The 17502-nt window shown below is 58.1% G+C and carries 13 protein-coding genes; 7 read left to right on the top strand and 6 right to left on the bottom strand.

The features are described from left to right. The first annotated feature begins 20 nt into the window (after positions 1-20). Complete coding sequence (locus tag HF650_RS06050) at positions 21-2228, top strand: hypothetical protein (RefSeq protein WP_187801601.1); 2208 nt, start codon at positions 21-23, stop codon at positions 2226-2228. After that, complete coding sequence (locus tag HF650_RS06045; RefSeq protein ID WP_187801600.1) at positions 2198-2935, top strand: DUF3142 domain-containing protein; 738 nt, start codon at positions 2198-2200, stop codon at positions 2933-2935. Before HF650_RS06050 ends, HF650_RS06045 begins: the two co-directional genes overlap by 31 nt. On the opposite strand, the gene cueR is transcribed toward HF650_RS06045, so the two are convergent. Next, entirely contained in the window at positions 2889-3299 is a 411-nt protein-coding gene (cueR, locus tag HF650_RS06040; protein ID WP_187801599.1) for a Cu(I)-responsive transcriptional regulator, read from the bottom strand. The two genes, HF650_RS06045 and cueR, sit on opposite strands and share 47 nt — an antisense overlap. A gap of 206 nt (positions 3300-3505) precedes the next feature. Here cueR and HF650_RS06035 point away from each other — a divergent pair, with 206 nt between their 5' ends. The 4 genes from HF650_RS06035 (at position 3506) to ybaK (ending at position 7924) form a co-directional block, all read left to right on the top strand. Then, on the top strand, positions 3506-3802 hold the full coding sequence (locus HF650_RS06035) for a TM2 domain-containing protein (protein WP_187801598.1): 297 nt from the start codon (positions 3506-3508) through the stop codon (positions 3800-3802). A 172-nt stretch (positions 3803-3974) separates the two neighbouring features. Continuing rightward, entirely contained in the window at positions 3975-6473 is a 2499-nt protein-coding gene (gene copA, locus HF650_RS06030) for a copper-exporting P-type ATPase CopA (protein WP_187801597.1), read from the top strand. Between the two features lie 84 nt (positions 6474-6557). Beyond that, the gene (locus HF650_RS06025; protein ID WP_187801596.1) at positions 6558-7367 is read left to right on the top strand and encodes a TraB/GumN family protein; all 810 of its coding nucleotides are present in this window, start codon (positions 6558-6560) and stop codon (positions 7365-7367) included. Positions 7368-7444: 77 nt separating this feature from the next. Continuing rightward, positions 7445-7924 carry a Cys-tRNA(Pro)/Cys-tRNA(Cys) deacylase YbaK gene (gene ybaK / locus HF650_RS06020; protein WP_187801595.1) on the top strand — a complete coding sequence of 160 codons (480 nt, stop codon included), beginning with the start codon at positions 7445-7447 and terminating at the stop codon, positions 7922-7924. 4 nt (positions 7925-7928) lie between these two features. Here the strand turns inward: ybaK and ushA are convergent, their stop codons facing one another. After that, a complete protein-coding gene (gene ushA / locus HF650_RS06015; protein WP_187801594.1) occupies positions 7929-9581 on the bottom strand; it encodes a bifunctional UDP-sugar hydrolase/5'-nucleotidase UshA in 1653 nt (550 codons plus the stop codon). A 517-nt stretch (positions 9582-10098) separates the two neighbouring features. On the opposite strand from ushA, the gene ybaL reads away from it, so the two are divergent. Then, positions 10099-11781, top strand: coding sequence for a YbaL family putative K(+) efflux transporter (gene ybaL / locus HF650_RS06010; RefSeq protein WP_187801593.1), 1683 nt, complete (start codon positions 10099-10101; stop codon positions 11779-11781). A 533-nt stretch (positions 11782-12314) separates the two neighbouring features. On the opposite strand, the gene HF650_RS06005 is transcribed toward ybaL, so the two are convergent. The 4 genes from HF650_RS06005 to htpG form a co-directional block, all read right to left on the bottom strand. Continuing rightward, complete coding sequence (locus HF650_RS06005; RefSeq protein WP_187801592.1) at positions 12315-13619, bottom strand: inosine/guanosine kinase; 1305 nt, start codon at positions 13617-13619, stop codon at positions 12315-12317. Between the two features lie 61 nt (positions 13620-13680). Beyond that, positions 13681-14643 (bottom strand): ferrochelatase, encoded by a 963-nt coding sequence (gene hemH, locus HF650_RS06000; protein ID WP_187801591.1) that lies wholly within the window; start codon positions 14641-14643, stop codon positions 13681-13683. A 112-nt stretch (positions 14644-14755) separates the two neighbouring features. Next, entirely contained in the window at positions 14756-15400 is a 645-nt protein-coding gene (adk, locus tag HF650_RS05995; RefSeq protein ID WP_187801590.1) for an adenylate kinase, read from the bottom strand. A gap of 170 nt (positions 15401-15570) precedes the next feature. Continuing rightward, positions 15571-17445 carry a molecular chaperone HtpG gene (gene htpG / locus HF650_RS05990; protein WP_094419554.1) on the bottom strand — a complete coding sequence of 625 codons (1875 nt, stop codon included), beginning with the start codon at positions 17443-17445 and terminating at the stop codon, positions 15571-15573. Between the last annotated feature and the right edge of the window lie 57 nt (positions 17446-17502).

Raw genomic sequence — 17502 nt, 5'->3', positions numbered from 1 at the left:
TTAACGCAAGGATCCCGGCTATGGGCCCGCAAAAACAGCTCGCGCTGGGCATCCTGCTCGCGCTTGGCGCCAGCGCATCCGCGCTGGCCTCTTCCGATATTGATGATTGCACGTGGGGCAGCCCCGGCTGCTACCTCGCCACGCCGCCTGTGATCGCTATCCACGCGGATACCCGCGACAACCTGCTGCGCCTGTTGGGCGATAGAAAAGGTCTCTATCCGCTGCGCCAGCCAATGCCAACGGATATTACCCGTAGCCGCGACGTTTTCTTCGGTGTGCATCATGATGACGTGCCGCCTACCGCCGCGACAGAAGCCTCAACGCTTGCCGCCACCCTGCGCCAGCAGATGAACGCGCTGGGCATCGCGAGCGACAACACACTGCCGCCCGCCCTGCTGCGCCTGATTGCCGAAGGCGGCGACGCGCAAACCGCTCCGGCGGTTGATGACGCGGGCAACGATGGTGAAACCCGCTTTGTTTCACAAAATAACGAGTCGCTCTCGGCCTTCTTCGCTGCCCTGCTTGAGGATAACTCCCTGACCGCGCCGCAGCGCCAGGCGCTGGCAACCGCACGCATCGCCGCCAGTGAATCTTCGCAAACCGAAGAGGCGATAAACGCCCTCGCTTTCCCGGAAAATTCAAGCGCAGCGGGTTTTCGCACCTATCTTCAGGCCACCAACAGCTTCTATGCCGGTGATTATGCCGCCGCCGAACCGCTTTTTACTTCGCTGACAAAGAGCACGCAGCCATGGCTTGCCGAAACGGCAAGTTACATGCTGATGCGTAATGCCCTTAACGCCAGCAGCGAAAACGCCAATGGCGAGTATGGCGACTTTGATGTCGCGAAAATTGATAAACCCCACGCTGAGCAGGCGCGAAGCGCAGCGGAGGGTTACCTCAAGCAGTGGCCGCAGGGGCGTTACGCCGCCTCGACGCAGGGGATGCTGCGCCGCATTGACTGGTATCTTCAGCAGTGGGACAGCCTCGCGGCGCGCTATGAAAAAGCGCTCTCTGCCGCCGCCAGCGGCGATGCGCTGGTGACGTTAATCAATGAGAGCGATAACAAGCTGCTGAGTAAGGATGTTAGCTGGGGAGGCGATGCGTTTGTCAGCGCGCCAAATGCCTCGCTGATGACCTTTATTGCCGCCCTGCGCTGGATGCGCGAATCGCCCTGCCGTGAAAACACGCCCTGTATCGATAAGGCCTGGCTTGAGAGCCATAAAGCGGAATTCGACAACAACCAGCGCGGCGCGCTCTGGAACTACCTTAATCTGCAACTGGCTTACAGTTCGCAGGACTACGCCACGGTGGTCAGCGGTATCACTCCGGCAAAAACGCTGGCGGAGCATGACATTCTCGCCTTTAGTGAACAGGTGTTGTATGGCGATGCGCTGATGGCGCAGAAAACCTGGCCCGAGGCGCAAAGCCACTGGCTGCGCCTGCTCGATTTAAGCCGTGACGCCGAACAGCAGCAGTTGCTACAGGCCAAACTGGCGGCCACGCTGGTGGCAAGTGATAAGGTTGATGAGATCTTCGCCGCCAAAAGCCGGGTGACGAACCTGCGTTTTCGCTCGCTGGTGCTGAAAACCAAAGCCTCGCGCCCGCTGCTATTGGCGCAGGCTGAAAACGGGCCGAATAGCGAAGAGCGCACCATCGCCCTGCACACCTTGCTGATGCGCGATTTGACCGCCGGAAACTACGCCGACTGGTTGCAGGATAAAAAGCTGATCGCCGCCGTTACGCCGCCGGTCACCGACGAGGCGTTTGCGGATGTCGATCTGAAAATCTTTAACTGGCAAGGCAGCGATGAGACAAGCCGCTATACCTGTGCGGCGCTGGAGAAGACCGTCACCGCCCTTAGCAAAACGCCAACGGATGGACATGCGCTGAACTGCCTCGGCGAATTCTTCCGCACTACCCAGGCGAGCGTTTCGCTGGGAGGCGAACGCGGCGGCAATGATGCCCTCGACAATGCGACGGCAATGAAAGCGCTGCCCGGCGTGCCGCAGCGGCTGGCCGCCTATCAACAGGTAATTAACAACCCGAAAGCGGAGCCGGAAGATAAGAGCTATGCCCTCTACCGCGCAGTGATGTGTTATGCCCCGTCGGGTTATAACGATTGCGGCGGCGATGACGTAGAGAAATCGGTGCGCAAAGCCTGGTTCCAGCAACTTAAGAGCCGTTACCCTGGAAGCGTATGGGCCAACGAACTCAAATACTACTGGTAATCGTCCTTGCAGCCCTGCTCTCTCCGTTAAGTCTTGCGAAGGCAGAGGATCGGGCGTTCTGGCTCTGGTCCGGCGTACGCCCCGGCGAGGCGCTGCGCCAGGCCGATGTGGTCTATCTCCATCAGGGCGAGGTGGTGATCCACAGTGGCAAAGCCGTATTTGAACGCAAAGGGCTGCCCGTTAACCGGCTCGCCTTTCCGCGCATCTGGTTAACGGTGCGCTTTGCCACCCTTGATGTACCGGATACGCTGTTGCTGCGCCTTAACCGCCTGTTAGCGCGCTGGCAGGCGGCGGGAAATGAGGTCATTGGCCTGCAGATCGATTTCGATGCCGCCACCTGGCGGCTCGATGAGTACGCCCGCTTTCTGCAACGGCTGCGGCACACGCTGCCCGCGCACTATGCGCTGGGGGTAACCGGGCTGCTGGACTGGGCGAAAACCGGTAGCGTTGCCACGCTGAATGCCTTGCCGGTGGATGAACTGGTCGTGCAGAGCTATCAGGGACGGCGCACGGTGGCAAACTTTAGCGATTACCTGCCAGCACTCGCTGGCCTGCGCGTTCCGTTTAAATTGGGCGTCGTGCCGGGCGGGATTTGCGATGAGCGCGCGATTGAGAAGCTTGCAGACTCGCGCTGGTATCGCGGCACGGTGACCTTTCTGCTTAACCCTTCACGCGGTGATGACAGCAGCCCGAAAGGTTGTCGATAATCGGGCAGTCAGCCCCTTCGTCACCTGGGCAGGCCTCCGCCAGTGTCAACAACTGAGTGCGCATCGCCTGGAGCTCGCTGATATGGCGTTCAATCTCGGCCACTTTCTGTAGCGTGCGGGCTTTCACATCGGCGCTGTGGCGAGCGGGATCGTTAAACAGATTCACCAGCTCACCGCACTCTTCGAGGTTAAACCCCACCTGGCGCGCCTGGCGCAGCAGCGTCAGCTCATTAAGATGTTGCTGGTTGTAGCTGCGATAGCCGTTTTCCCCGCGCAAAGGCGGCGTTACCAGCCCCTTTTGCTCATAAAAGCGGATCGCTTTACTGGTTAAACCGGTCTTTTTTGCCACATCGCTGATATTCATGATCTTCCCCATCATTTACGCAGTCTCAGAGGGCGGCAAATAGTGCGACGCCTGTTATGAGGCCGGAAAATAATATTAATCCCTGAAATCATGCAAAACAAATATATGTCTGTTGTAAATATTTTTATTTGTCGATCCGCCGCTTCGCTATACCATAGCGCGGGATTTTCAAATAATGATAAAAGTTCGACACACAGGAGTTGTTTATGAGTGATATGGCTTTTTGCCGCGGTTGCGGAAAGGAGATACATAAAGAAGCAGTTGCATGTCCGAGCTGCGGCGCGCCGCAGAGCACTGCTGGCAAGAAGAGCCGCATCTCCGCTGCGCTGTTCGCCTTCTTCCTTGGCGGCTTCGGGGCACACAAATTCTATTTAGGTAAACCGGGACAGGGCATTCTTTATCTGCTGTTCTTCTGGACCTGTATTCCGGCAATCATCTCCTTTATCGAATTTATTATTTACCTGTGCAATTCCGACCAGGAATTCGCCCGTAAATATGGCTGAGTCTTAACCGCCAAATGATGTCAGACCCCGCTCAATGCGGGGTTTGTTATTTCTGGCGGCCGGATTGCGCCTGCCCCGCTATTTTGTACCAACGTAGCCTTGACCTTCCCCTCGCGGGAAGGTTTAAGCTTGTTACGTGTTATCAAACGACTCATCCCTGAGGAGAATGCTTATGTCTCAAACCATAGAGCTAAACCTGGATGGCCTCTCCTGCGGCCATTGCGTTAAACGTGTAAAAGAGAGCCTGGAAAAACGCCCCGATGTTGAGGCGGCCGATGTCACCATCGAGCATGCCCAGGTGACGGGCAGCGCTAGCGCCGAATCGCTGATTGCGACAATTGAAGAGGCCGGGTACGGCGCGAGCGTCAGCCACCCAAAGGCTAAACCGCTGGCAGAGTCATCACTCCCGTCGGAAGCACTGACAGCGGCCACTCCAGAGCTTCCGGCAGCAGACGCGCTTGATGACAGCCAGCAGCTGTTGATCAACGGCATGAGCTGCGCCAGCTGTGTCTCCCGGGTACAGAAAGCCTTACAGGCGGTTCCGGGCGTCACGCAGGCACGGGTAAACCTGGCGGAGCGCACTGCGCTGGTGATGGGCAGCGCGCCCGCCGCACAATTAGTTAGCGCTGTCGAGCAGGCAGGCTACGGCGCGGAAGCGATTGAAGATGATATTAAACGGCGCGAACGCCAGCAGGAGACGGCGCTCGCCACCCTGAAGCGCTTTCGCTGGCAGGCGATTGTCGCCCTGCTGGTCGGCGTGCCGATCATGCTCTGGGGGATGATCGGCGACAATATGATGGTCACCGAGGCCAACCGCTCACTGTGGCTTGGCATCGGCGTGCTCACGCTGGCGGTGATGGTGTTTGCCGGGGGGCACTTCTACACTAGCGCGTGGAAAAGCCTGCGTAACGGCACCGCGACGATGGATACGCTGGTTGCCCTTGGTACCGGTGCGGCCTGGCTCTACTCGATGAGCGTCAATATCTGGCCGCAGTGGTTTCCGATGGAAGCCCGTCACCTCTATTACGAAGCCAGTGCGATGATTATCGGCCTGATTAACCTCGGCCATATGCTGGAAGCGCGCGCCCGCCAGCGCTCATCAAAAGCGCTGGAGCGGCTGCTCGATTTAACCCCGCCAACGGCGCGGGTCGTTACCCCTGAGGGCGAAAAAAGCGTTCCGCTGGCTGAGGTGCAGCCGGGCATGACGCTGCGCCTGACCACCGGCGATCGCGTACCGGTGGATGGTGAGATCCGCGAAGGCGAAGGGTGGTTTGATGAAGCGATGCTGACCGGCGAGCCGGTGCCACAGCAGAAAGGCGCGGGCGAGACGATTCACGCCGGCACAGTGGTGCAGGATGGCAGTGTCCTGTTTACCGCCAGCGCCGTTGGCAGCCACACTACGCTGTCGCGCATTATCCGCATGGTGCGCCAGGCGCAGAGCAGCAAACCGGAGATCGGCCAGCTCGCTGACCGTATTTCAGCGATATTTGTCCCGGTGGTCGTTGCTATCGCCCTGTTCAGCGGCGCCATCTGGTACCTCTTCGGCCCGGCACCGCAGATTGTCTATACGCTGGTGATTGCGACAACCGTGCTGATTATCGCCTGTCCCTGCGCCCTCGGGCTGGCGACACCAATGTCGATTATCTCTGGCGTCGGGCGTGCGGCGGAGTTTGGCGTGCTGGTGCGCGATGCCGATGCATTACAACGCGCCAGCACCCTCGATACGCTGGTGTTTGATAAAACCGGCACCCTGACGCGCGGCAAACCGGAAGTGGTGAGCATCACCGCGCTGGAGGGGGATAAAACGAGCGCCCTGCGTCTGGCGGCGGCGCTTGAGCAGGGCTCCAGCCACCCGCTGGCGCACGCGATTCTGGAAAAAGCCGCAACTGATGCGCTGCCGGAAGTGAAGCAGTTCCGCACCCTGCGCGGGCTGGGCGTCAGCGGCGAGATTGATGGGCAGCGCATGCTGCTCGGCAATCAGGCGCTGCTGGCGGAGCAGCAGATCGATACGCGCGCGCTGGATGAGGAGATTGCCGCCCAGGCCAGCCGTGGCGCGACGCCGGTGCTGCTGGCGGTTGAGGGCAAAGCGCGAGCGCTGTTCGCCATTCGCGATCCGCTACGTGACGACAGCGTGCAGGCGCTGCAACGCTTGCACCGCGCCGGTTACCGGTTGGTGATGCTGACGGGCGATAACCCGACCACGGCAAATGCCGTTGCCAAAGAGGCGGGCATTGATGAGGTGATTGCCGGTGTATTGCCGGATGGCAAAGCCGAAGCGATCAAACAACTTCAGCAGCAGGGCCGCCAGGTGGCGATGATTGGTGATGGCATCAACGATGCTCCGGCGCTGGCGCAGGCCGATGTCGGCATTGCGATGGGCGGTGGCAGCGACGTGGCGATTGAGACCGCGGCGATCACGCTGATGCGCCATAGCCTGCTCGGCGTGGCCGATGCGCTGGCGATTGCTAACGCCACGCTGCGTAATATGAAGCAGAACCTGCTCGGGGCGTTTATCTATAACTCCCTTGGCATCCCGATTGCCGCCGGTATTCTCTGGCCGCTGACCGGCACGCTGCTCAACCCGGTGGTCGCCGGCGCGGCGATGGCGCTCTCCTCGATTACCGTGGTGAGTAACGCCAACCGTCTGCTGCGCTTTACCCCGCGCGACTAAGCCCCGCCCCGCCGCTACCTGCGGCGGGGTTTACACCCTCCCGCTTCGCGCGTTAGCATGCCTTTTTACTCTCAGGAAGCGCGTATGAGCCTGTTTCAACGATTGAAAGCTTTTCTTCTCGCGCTTCGTCAGCGCCGCTACCCCTGGCCTGCATTAGACGTTGAGTTGCCCGGTGATCGGCATCTTCACCTGGTCGGCAGCATTCATATGGGCACCCACGGCATGGCACCTCTGCCCGCCGCGCTGCTGCAAAAAGTGCGCGAGGCCGATGCGCTGATTGTCGAAGCGGATATCGCCGGTTCCGATTCGCCGTTTGCTAACCTTCCTGACGCCGACCCGCTCGACACTCGCCTCAGCCCGGCGCTGATCGACGCGCTGGAGAGCACGCTGGAGAGCCTGTCATTAAGCCGTGCGCCGTTTGAGACGCGCCCGGCCTGGCACATTGCGCTGGTGCTACAAGCGACGCAGGCGCAGCGGCTCGGCCTACGATCCGACTACGGCATCGACTACCAGCTGCTTCAGGCCGCGCAGCGTTTTAACGTGGCGATCATGGAGCTGGAGGGCACCACCAGCCAGCTCGATATTTTGCGCCACCTGCCGGATGACGGCAGCGAACTGTTGCAGGACACCCTTACCCACTGGCATGAGAATGCGCGCCTGTTACAGGTGATGATGAGCTGGTGGCTGGAGAGCCCGCCGCGCGACGAAAACCTGAGCCTCCCCTCAACCTTTAGCCAGCCGCTGCACGATGTGCTGATGCATCAGCGTAACCGCGCATGGTGCGACTATCTGTTCCGCCTGCCGCCGGGGCGCTATGTGGTGGCCGCGGGCGCGCTGCATCTCTATGGCGACGGCAATCTTCCCGCGCTGTTAGCAGAAAAAATGGCCCATTAGCGCAAGATGCTACTATTTTCCCGGGCGGCTGCAGGCGTATGCTTACAGCGTGAAAACGCTTGATAAGAAGGATTATTATGACGCCCGCCGTAAAATTACTGGAAAAAAACCGCATCCCTTTTCACCTCCACAGCTATGAGCACGATCCTAATGAGACCAACTTCGGCGATGAAGTGGTGCGCAAGCTGGGGCTGGATGCCGACAGGGTGTATAAAACGTTGCTGGTGGCGGTCAATGGCGATATGAAGCAGCTGGCCGTGGCGGTAACGCCGGTGGCCGGGATGCTCGATTTGAAAAAGGTGGCTAAAGCGCTGGGCGCGAAAAAGGTCGATATGGCAGACCCGATGGTGGCGCAGCGCACCACGGGCTATCTGGTGGGCGGTATCAGCCCGCTCGGGCAGAAAAAACGCCTGCCGACGCTGATCGATGCGCCCGCGCAAACCTTCGACACCATCTATATCTCTGGCGGCAAGCGCGGGCTGGATATTGAACTGGCGGCGAGCGATCTGGCAAAACTGCTTAGTGCGCAATTTGCCGATATCGCCCGCCGCGAGTAAGGCGTTACTGCCAGCTCACTTCGCCTTTCGGTTCGTAAGCATTCACATCCAGCGGTGAGTTGTTCTGGATGAACTCTTTCAGCACTTCAGCGTCGATAAAGCCGGTATTCACATAGCCGGCTTTATCATCCAGACGCGGGTAGCCATCGCCGCCGGTGGCATTAAAGCTCAGGGTTGCCAGACGGTAGCTCTTCGCCTCATCCAGCGGTTCGCCTTTGATCTTCACGTCGCTCAACTGGCCGCCCTTCGCCACAAAACTGACATTGGCAAACTGCGGGTAGGCGCCGGAATCAGGCTTCATCTGCGCTACTGCCGTCAGGTAATCAAGCAGCTCTTTACCGCTAAGATTGACGTAGGCGACGGTATTGCCGAACGGCTGCACTTTCAGCACGTCTTTATAGGTGATATCGCCCGCTTCGATGCTGTCACGCACGCCGCCGCCGCTCATCACCGCCAGATCCGCGCCGGTGCGCGCCATCTGTGCGGCAAGAAGAACCCGCGCCAGGTTGGTCTGCACAAAGCGCACTTTGCTGCGATCCCCCTCAAGACGGCCCGTGGTGCTGCCAATTTTCACGCCCAGCTGCGCTTTACCTTTGTTCTGGAACGGCGTCAGCAGCGAGAGCATCTGCGCGTTTTCGGCAATTTCCGGCGTGTAGAGCACACGTTCGCTCTTGCCGTTGTCGTAGGTCACCTTCTTCTTCAGGTTGACGGGAATGAGCTGGTAGCGCACCAGTTTCATCTCGCCGTTACGGAACTGGAAATCCGCGCGACCGACATATTTGCCCCACTCATGGGCCTGCACAATCCAGGTGCCGTTTTGCTGATCCGGTGCGCACGGCGTGCCGGGCACATAATCGACCTGTTTTTTATTCTCGGAGGCCATGCAGACCGGATCCTGTGAGTGGCCACCCACAATCAGTGCCAGCGCCCCTTTCGGCAGGCTGCGCGCCATTTCGACATCGCCCGGCGCGTTGGAGCCATGCTCGCCGTTGTCGTAATGCCCCATATGGGTAGTGGCGATAATCACATCCGGTTTTTCATTCTGGTTCAGTTCATCGATCACCAGCTTCGCTTCTGTAGCCGGTTTGCGGAACTCGATATCGGTGAAGTACTCCGGGTTGCCGATTTTGGCAGTGTCGTCGGTGGTCAGGCCGATAACGGCAATTTTCAGCCCCTCGCGGTTGAAGATCATCCACGGCTTGAAGAGACGCTGATTGGTGCTCTTCTGGTAGATATTGGCGGAGAGGAAGGGGAATTTCGCCCACTTCTCCTGCTGGCGCAGGACGCTCATCGGATTGTCGAACTCGTGGTTACCGACCGCCATTACGTCATAACCAATAAGGTTCATGCCGCGAAAATCGGGCTCGGCGTCCTGTAAATCGGACTCCGGTACGCCGGTATTGATGTCGCCGCCTGACAGCAGCAGTACGCTGCCGCCCTGCGCCGCCACCTCTTTACGAATGCCGTCCACCAGCGTCTTCTGCGCCGAGAGGCCATATTCGCCATACTCGCTGCGCCAGAAGTGACCGTGGTGGTCGTTCGTGTGCAGGATGGTGATGTTATAGGTTTTATCCTGCTCGTAAGCCTGCGCCGGCAGGCTTAATGCGCCCAGCGCCGCCAGCAGGCTCACCGTAATGCTCTTCTTTAACACGCTCATGCTTCTCTCCCTGACCCCATTGGTGAAAGGAGAAAATACAGCGCTCGTCAATAATAGACAAATAAGTTCTGGTCACTCTGCCATGCAGGTTTTGTTACGCGTCTTTTTTATTTCCCACCTCGCCCCTTACTCTGCAATAAAGGAGTACAAACTCATTATTGTGGGTGCAAGATCGCAACAAGCGCAGCGATGCGCGGTTGTAGGAAATGAGTAGGCCAAAGGGAGACTTCCACCTGCTTGCGCAGGATGATGACCATATTCACTCACCATTATGCTCTCTTCCGCGCCTTTCTAGCCAATGAAAGCCCTGATTTTCAGTATCGCTTATCCTTTAAAACTGCGTCAGCGCCCTTAGTTATGTTATGGCAGAGCCGGTTGGCGATTTTTTTCATCCAAATTGCTGTTTTCTTCATAATTCAACAATTATTAACAAACGCGGCGGGCAAAATTGTCATAAACTGTAACTCAGCTATCGGTCGACGACCGTGGGATCCACGCATCAACGAAAGGAGACGGAATGCATCACGCCACACCGCTTATTACCACCATTGTCGGCGGGCTTGTGCTCGCTTTTATCCTCGGCATGATTGCCAACAAACTGCGCATTTCCCCTCTGGTGGGTTACTTATTAGCGGGCGTGTTATCAGGGCCATTTACGCCAGGTTTTGTGGCGGACACCAAACTGGCACCTGAACTGGCGGAGCTTGGCGTGATCCTGCTGATGTTCGGCGTCGGCCTGCACTTCTCCCTGAAGGATTTAATGGCGGTAAAGGCCATCGCCATTCCCGGCGCGATCGCACAGATAGCCGTGGCGACGCTGCTGGGTATGGCGCTCTCTGCCGGGCTTGGCTGGTCACTGATGACCGGCATCGTCTTTGGTCTTTGTCTTTCAACCGCCAGTACCGTGGTGCTGCTGCGCGCCCTTGAGGAGCGGCAGCTGGTGGATAGCCAGCGCGGGCAGATTGCCATCGGCTGGCTGATCGTTGAAGACCTGGTGATGGTCTTAACGCTGGTACTACTGCCCGCGGTGGCTGGCATGGTGGAAAAAGGTAACGTCGGCCTCGCCTCGCTGGCGGTGGATATGGGTATCACCATCGGTAAAGTGGTGGCCTTTATCGCCATTATGATGCTGGTTGGTCGCCGCCTGGTGCCATGGATCATGGCGCGCAGCGCCGCGACCGGCTCCCGCGAGCTGTTTACCCTTTCGGTGCTGGCGCTGGCGCTCGGTATCGCTTTCGGCGCGGTTGAGCTGTTTGATGTCTCCTTCGCTCTTGGTGCCTTCTTTGCTGGCATGGTGCTTAATGAGTCGGAGCTGAGCCACCGCGCGGCGCACGATACGCTGCCGCTGCGCGACGCCTTCGCGGTGCTCTTCTTCGTCTCCGTCGGCATGCTCTTCGATCCGATGATCCTGCTCGATCAGCCACTGGCGGTGCTGGCAACGCTGGCAATTATTGTCTTTGGTAAATCGGCGGCGGCTTTCCTGTTGGTGCGCATGTTCGGGCACTCGCCGCGCACCGCATTAACCATCGCCGCCAGCCTCGCGCAGATTGGAGAGTTCGCCTTTATTCTTGCCGGGCTGGGGATGGCGCTGGATCTGCTGCCGCAAGAGGGGCAAAACCTGGTGCTCGCCGGGGCGATCCTGTCGATTATGCTCAACCCGATCCTGTTTACGGTTCTGGAGAAGTATCTCGACAAGACCGAGACGCTGGAAGAGCAGACGCTGGAAGAGGCGACGGAAGATGAGAAGCAGATCCCGGTCGATATCTGCAACCATGCGCTGCTGGTCGGCTTTGGCCGCGTCGGCAGCCTGCTCGGCGAGAAACTGATTGCTCAGGGCATTCCATTGGTAGTGATTGAAACCTCACGCACGCGGGTGGATGAGCTGCGCGAGCGCGGTGTCCGCGCGGTGCTGGGCAACGCGGCGAATGAAGAGATTATGAATCTGGCGCATCTGGATTGCGCCCGCTGGCTGCTGTTAACTATCCCGAATGGCTACGAAGCGGGTGAGATTGTCGCCACCGCGCGCGAGAAGTGCCCGAATATTGAGATTATCGCCCGTGCCCATTATGACGATGAGGTGGAGTACATCAGCGAGCGCGGTGCAAACCAGGTGGTGATGGGCGAGCGCGAGATCGCCAATACGATGTTGAATATTTTGGCGAGTACGCCAGCGGGAAATGAAGCCGCTGAAACCGCGTAGGCCGGATGAGCGTGCAGCGCGCCATCCGGCATTATTACCGCGGCATCATTGCCGGATGGCGGCTTCGCCTTATCCGGCCTACAGAAACGCGCTTTCATCGACACCGGCTTTGTTTTTATCTGCGATATGACAGCGGGGGGTTGTGTCCCCGCTGAAATCGGCGAACCGAAGCGGGAATGACAAGGTCTGGACGCCATGGATGGCGGACAGAGGCGAACCGAGACAGGGACTCGTTCCAGAATGGAACGAGTAAGTCGAGTCGAGCCGGCCGCAGTCAGGCACGCGTGAGGTGAGCGCAGTGCGTAGCACCGATTTCCTCGCGGGGCCGCGGGGATTGACAAGGGGAGCGCGGCCGCTTCCCTTGTCCCGTTCACCGCATAAGAGGTCAATGAAACTCCACAGCGCATGGTGAACGGAACCCTTCCACCAATACAACATGCAACTTCTGTTGCCGGATGGCGCTGGCGCTTATCCGGCCTACGCCGTTTCAGCAACATGGGCACAATTACGCGGCTTCGTTACTGGCCTCTTCCTTAACGCTCCCAGTACGCCTCTTCGAGGCTATCTTCCCGCTCCGGCAGGCCGCGGGTTAAGCGCGGGGAGTGCTGGTTCAGCACCTGGTAACTCACGCGGTTGGCGTATTTACACACCTGCGCCAGCGACGAGTAGGTCAACCAACTGAAGTTATGCTTACTGGAGTTCGGCACATTGTTGCGGTGATAGTTATTGGCGGTAATGTCATGCAGCAGCGCTGCCAGCGCGCCATCGCCTGCGCCGTTGGTATTCATGATCTTCTCCGGCCCGCCCATATAAGGCGCGATATGGGAGTAGATGCGCAGCGGATGCTCGCAATCCTTATGGCGGATCGCACGGCTAAACTCATACTGGTTAAATTCGGCAATCGCCCCCGGCAGCAGCGGGTGCTGGGTTTTGCGCTTCGCCTCATCTTCGGTAAAGCCCGCCATATATAAGCCGACCGGCCCGGCGGTGCAGAGCACCAGATCGACCCAGTCCAGCGCTTTATCCGCCGCCATCAGCGGATCGCTCTCACCGGTCAGAGCGTGCCCCTCCTCTTCATTCATCGCCAGGATCGAGACGTTCTCTTTGAGGAAGTCGCGCCACCACGGCACATTGTCAGCGATAACGTATTTGGTCCCCAGCGTCAGCACCACCGGCACGTTGTGCTTTTTGGCATAGGCCACCGCCTGCATGGTCGCCTGCGGCATCGGTTCGCCGGGTTGACAGCGCACTAAATAGGAGGAGAGCACCAGCGCGGAGGCCCCGGCAATCACCTCTTCGGGAATACTTTCCGGGCGCAGCTGGTTCATATGACCGGGGCTGATGGCGAAAGTGCGCTCACCGCTGTCGCTGACCAGCGTAAAGCAGCGGCCAATTGCACCTTCAACGCCCTGCAGGTAGTTGAGATCGGTTCGGCTGGAGGTATTGCAGAGATAACGGTAGGCGTAACTGCCGATCTGCACGTTATCGCACATCACGCCCAGCAAAACCGAGCGGTCATCGGCCAGCACCGAGTAGTTATGCAGCGTGTTGCCAATGGTACCGCCGGCAAACTGGTGGGTAATCAGGTTATTGCTCACCAGCTCCTGATAGAGCGCTTCGGCGACATCATCGGCGATCACCAGCGAATGGCCCGCACTGAGGCCGAAACGTGCGATAAACGCATCATCCACTTTCGCTTCGATATCCACCAGCGTCTGGTCGATACCGACCACCCAGCTGGTGCCGGTTTCGCTCTCAGGCTGAATTTGCTGCAGTAAGGGGTCGCGGGCGTTGACGGGGAAATAGTGTTTGGACTTACGTTTACCGGGAAATTTCATCTTTGTGCTACGTGCAATACATTCGGGCCGTGCATGGTATCACACTCGGCCCGCGCAGCGATCAGCGATATTTGGCCGTTAAGTTGACCATCATCTCAATATGCTCCGGTAAATCATTCAGCGCAGGAATGTATTCATACTTTTCGCCCCCGGCTTCGAGGAAGAATTCGCGGTTCTGCACGGCGATCTCCTCCAGCGTCTCCAGGCAGTCGGCGGCAAAGCCCGGTGACATCACCTGAATGTGCTTCACGCCCTTCTCACCGAGCATTTTCAGCGTCTCATCGGTGTAGGGCGTCAGCCATGGTTCGCGGCCGAAGCGCGACTGGAAGGTCATCATCACCTTCTCCGGCGGTAGATCGAGAGCGGAAACCAGCTCACGCGTGGTGTCGCGGCAGCGCTGCGGGTAGTCATCTCCCTGCGAGGCGAAGCGCTGAGGTATGCCGTGATAGGAGAGCAGGAGCAGATCCGGCTCACCATGCTGCGCAAAGGAGGCACGCACGCGGTTAGCTAACGCCGCGATGTAGTCTGCGTTATCGGCGTAGTCGCGAATAAAGGAGATGCCCGGAATAAAGCGTTTTTTGCCGAGAATACGCGCCAGCTCATCCCAGACAGCAGCGACCGTCGAGCAGGAGTATTGTGGATAGAGCGTAAGCACAACGATATGTTCAACGCCCTGCGCCATCAGCGCTTCAACCGCGCTCTCCAGCGACGGCGAGCCGTAGCTCATGCCGAGCGCCACAGGCACATCCGGCAAGCGAGCGGCTAAGGCTTTTTCCTGCCTGCGACTGTAGACCATTAAGGGTGAACCCTCTTCCATCCAGACGGATTTATAGAGCTTCGCCACGCGGGGAGAACGAATAGGCAGGATCACGCCGCGTAATAGCGGCCACCACAGCAAGCGGGGCGCATCGACCACGCGTCTGTCGCTTAAGAACTGCCGCAGATACCGTTTGACGGCCTGGGGGGTGGGTGCATCGGGGGTGCCGAGATTGGCCAACAAAATGCCCGTTTTTGCCTGACTCATTCGCGCCTCTTAACCATTTAACTGGTTGATTATTGTAGCCGAAAAGCGGGTAAACGGAACCAATTGCTGTGATTGATAGTTTCCCCCGACACATAGCCGGGGGAAATGGAAATTACCCGAGGATCTTTTCCAGTTCAGCGCGTACGTCGCTAACCGCTTTGGTGCCGTCAACTTTAACGTACCGGGTGTTACCCGCTTCCGCTTCTTTCTGATAGTAACCGATCAGCGGAGCCGTCAGCTGATGGTATTCGACCAGGCGCTTACGCACGGTCTCTTCCTGATCGTCTTTACGGGTGGTCAGCTCTTCGCCGGTCACATCATCTTTCCCTTCCTCTTTCGGCGGGTTGTATTTGATGTGGTAAACGCGGCCAGAGGCAGCGTGAACGCGACGACCCACGATGCGATCGACAATCAGCTCGTCCGGTACGGCGAACTCCAGTACGAAATCGACATTGATGCCGGCTTCTTTCATCGCATCCGCCTGCGGAATGGTGCGCGGGAAACCGTCCAGCAGGAAGCCGTTGCGGCAATCTTCCTGGGCGATACGCTCTTTCACCAGCGCAATAACCAGCTCGTCGGTGACCAGCTTGCCGGCGTCCATGATATCTTTCGCCTGTTTACCCAGCTCGCTGCCAGATTTTACTGCAGCACGCAGCATGTCACCCGTAGAGATTTGCGGAATACCGTATTTCTCCATGATGAACTGCGCCTGAGTTCCTTTACCTGCGCCCGGAGCGCCCAGCAGAATAATACGCATTGCGAAAATCCCCTCAAATGTTGGTTCAATTTTTCAAAAGCGCTAAAAGATACCATCAAGAGGAGGCAGGCTCAAGAAAGGCGCGGACGCTGAAACGGTAATGCTACCTTTTTCTTAAGCAGGAAAAGCGGGAATAAAAAAGGGAGGCGCGGTGGCCTCCCTGATGCTGCTTACGAAACCAGCAGCTGGTTCATGCGGCGGATAAACTGGTTTGGATCTTCCAGCGTACCGCGTTCGGCGAACAGCGCCTGGTCCAGCAGCAGCTCAACCCACTGGTTAAACTGCCCTTCGTCCTGGGTATCTGCCGCACGTTTCACCAGCGCGTGATCCGGGTTCAGTTCGAAGATGTATTTCACTTCCGGCGCGCTCTGGCCAGCCGCAGCAAACAGCTTCGCCATCTGCGTGCTCATCTCATCAGCATCGGTGACCACAACTGCCGGCGTATCGGTCAGACGGTGAGTCAGACGCACCTCTTTCACGCGCTCGCCGAGCAGGGTTTTCACGCGCTCAACAAACGGCTCCAGCGCTTTTTCCGCTTCTTTGGTGGACTCATCCACTTCGTCAGCCAGCTTATCCAGCGAGGCATCGGCTTTCGCTACAGACTGGAACGGCTTACCGTCGAACTCGGTCAGGTAGCTCATCATCCACTCATCAATGCGGTCGGAAAGCAGCAGCACTTCGATGCCTTTCTTACGCAGCAGCTCGAGGTGAGGGCTGCTCTTCGCCGCGGCGTAGCTGTCGGCGGTGATGAAGTAGATCTTCTCCTGGCCCTCTTTCATGCGCGAGACGTACTCTTCCAGCGACACGGTCTGTGCAGAGGAGTCGTTATGCGTGGAGGCGAAACGCAGCAGTTTGGCGATGGTTTCCAGGTTGCCGCTGTCTTCGCCGGTCCCCTCTTTCAGCACCAGGCCGAACTGCTGCCAGAAGGTCTGGTATTTTTCCGCGTCATCCTTCGCCAGTTTTTCCAGCATCTGCAGCACGCGTTTGGTCAGCGCGGTACGCAGGCTGCGGGTGACGCTGCTGTCCTGCAGAATTTCACGGGAGACGTTGAGCGGCAGATCGTTGGAGTCGACCAGCCCGCGTACGAAACGCAGGTAGTTCGGCATAAACTGCTCGGCTTCGTCCATGATAAACACGCGCTGAACATAGAGTTTCAGGCCGTGCTTGTGATCGCGGTTCCACATATCCCACGGTGCCTGCGACGGGATATAGAGCAGGCTGGTGTACTCCTGCTTCCCTTCGACGCGGTTATGGCTCCAGATCAGCGGATCGCTGTAATCATGGGAGATATGTTTGTAGAACTCGTTGTATTCGTCATCTTTGATTTCAGACTTGTTACGCGTCCACAGCGCCTGGGCCTTGTTGATCTTCTCCCAGGTGACAACGGTTTCGCCGTCTTTCTCTTCCTGTTTTTCAATCTCAACCGGTAGCGCAATATGGTCGGAGTATTTGCTGATGATGGAGCGCACGCGCCAGTCGTTGAGGAAATCATCCTCCCCTTCGCGCAGATGCAGGGTGATCTCGGTCCCGCGATCGGCCTTGGTGATATCGGCTACGGTATATTCGCCCGCGCCTTCAGACTCCCAGAACACCCCGTTTTCGGCGCTTTCACCCGCCGCGCGGGTGCGCACGGTCACTTTGTCGGCGACGATAAACGCCGAGTAGAAACCAACGCCAAACTGGCCAATCAGCTGGCTATCTTTCGCCTGATCGGAGCCCATCGATTCGAGGAAGGCTTTGGTACCGGATTTGGCAATTGTCCCCAGATGGTCAATCACTTCATCACGGTTCATACCGATACCGTTATCGGCGATGGTCAGGGTACGCTTCTCTTTGTCGAAGGAGACGCGCACGCGCAGGTCGCCGTCGCCTTCATAGAGATCGGGTTTGGAGAGCGCGCGGAAACGCAGTTTATCCGCCGCATCCGAGGCGTTGGAGATAAGCTCACGCAGGAAGATTTCTTTGTTGGAATAAAGAGAGTGGATCATCAAATGCAGAAGCTGTTTTACTTCTGACTGGAAGCCACGTGTTTCTTGTCCTTTCATTGGGAAAACCTCAACAATGCCATTTACAAGGTGGAAAAAGCGTTGAGGGAGAAGTGG

It is taken from the genome of Kosakonia sp. SMBL-WEM22, from assembly GCF_014490785.1.
Lineage (GTDB): Bacteria > Pseudomonadota > Gammaproteobacteria > Enterobacterales > Enterobacteriaceae > Kosakonia.
This window is presented reverse-complemented; position numbering and strand designations above follow the sequence as displayed.